The organism is Bacillus sp. AP50 (assembly GCF_040492675.1).
GTDB lineage: Bacteria > Bacillota > Bacilli > Bacillales > Bacillaceae_G > Bacillus_A > Bacillus_A cereus.
The window spans coordinates 1-1,422 of record NZ_JBEUTW010000583.1 but is presented as its reverse complement, the minus strand read 5'-3'; the positions used below and the strand labels follow the sequence as shown (position 1 = coordinate 1,422).

Sequence of the window (1,422 nt, the reverse complement as noted above, 5' to 3'; positions counted from 1 at the left end):
GTTAAAATATGAATAGACAACATGTCAGCAACATAAAAAAGATATGAGAATACATGTAGTGTCCGACTTCCATCTCTTAGAAAGATTTTATAACGGTTTGGATAGATCCTGTTTCATGATTAAAATAAAATGAAATTTTAATACTAATTTGTGTTTATAACAAGAAAGTGAGGGGATTTTTACTATGGCGGAGCAAAAAAGCAGAAGTAGACATTTGATTGATCCAGAAATTATCAGGGCAGTAGATTTAATACCAACAAACGCTCTTACCCAATCTACGCTAATGGAATCACGTAAGAATCAATCACAAATGATGCCACAAATAGATATAACACAGATGTTCCCTGTCACATTTGAAGAAAAGATTGTGCCAAGTTATTTTAGTGGTCCGGATATTCGAATAGAAATCATTAAACCAACCCAATCAAAGTATTATAGGATGCCCTTATTTTATTCGATCCATGGTGGCGGAATGGTTTTAGGAAGCCCAGTCGTTGATCGTTCAAGCAATGCATCATTGGCCGTACAGCATGGTTTTTGTTGTGTATCTGTGTATTATCGCCTGGCGCCTGAGCATATTCAGCCAAGTCAACTTGAGGATTGCTATTCAGGGCTAAAATGGTGTATTGAACATGCGGAGGAATTAGGAATAGATACGCAGAAAATTGCTCTTGCGGGTAGCAGCGCTGGCGGCGGATTGGCAGCTGGATTAGCCCTATACATTCGTGATCAGAAGGAATTTGAAATCCATCATCTAAGACTAATAAGGCCAATGCTAGATGACTGTACGAGTATTGCACCAGAGCATCCCTATGCAGGGGAATTTATTTGGACAAAACAAAGTAATTATTTTGGCTGGAAATCCGTATTAGGGCATGAACTAGGTCTGGAGGAAGTAAGTGAATATTACGTACCTGCACGTGCAAAGTCATTGGCTGGGTTACCACCGACTTATATGAATATAGGTACCATTGATTTATTTATAGACGAAGCCTTAACATTTGCGAAACAACTGATTTTTGATGGTGTTTTAGTGGAATTACATGTCTACCCTGGGTACCATCATTTGTCTTCTATGTTTCCAGATGCACATTTTTCAAAAGAAGATGCTAAGTCAAGAGAACACGCCTTACTGAAAGCACTGAAGTTAATTTGATATTAATGGTGAAAGTGGGTGCTGTTAGAGGAAGTTTAACAACATAGTTATTAAAATAGTAAATGAAAAGAGTACACAGATAATTATGCTCTTTAAAAAATAAATTTTTATGAGGGAAGAGTGTAAATTAAATAATAGAAATTATTCATTGTTTTTATAAAGAGAAGAGTTCATAGCAAACTCTTCTTTTTATTACGTTTCAAAAGGTACACCCTTTGGTTCGCTTTTTATTATTACGTGTTCAAAGATATAGAGAGCATTTGATA

Annotated in this window: 1 protein-coding gene; it reads left to right on the top strand. The window is 36.1% G+C overall.

Translation table 11 applies throughout. The features are described from left to right. Positions 1-184: 184 nt before the first annotated feature. On the top strand, positions 185-1,156 hold the full coding sequence (locus ABWK52_RS26895; protein WP_087947937.1) for an alpha/beta hydrolase fold domain-containing protein: 972 nt from the start codon (positions 185-187) through the stop codon (positions 1,154-1,156). Positions 1,157-1,422 lie beyond the last annotated feature (266 nt).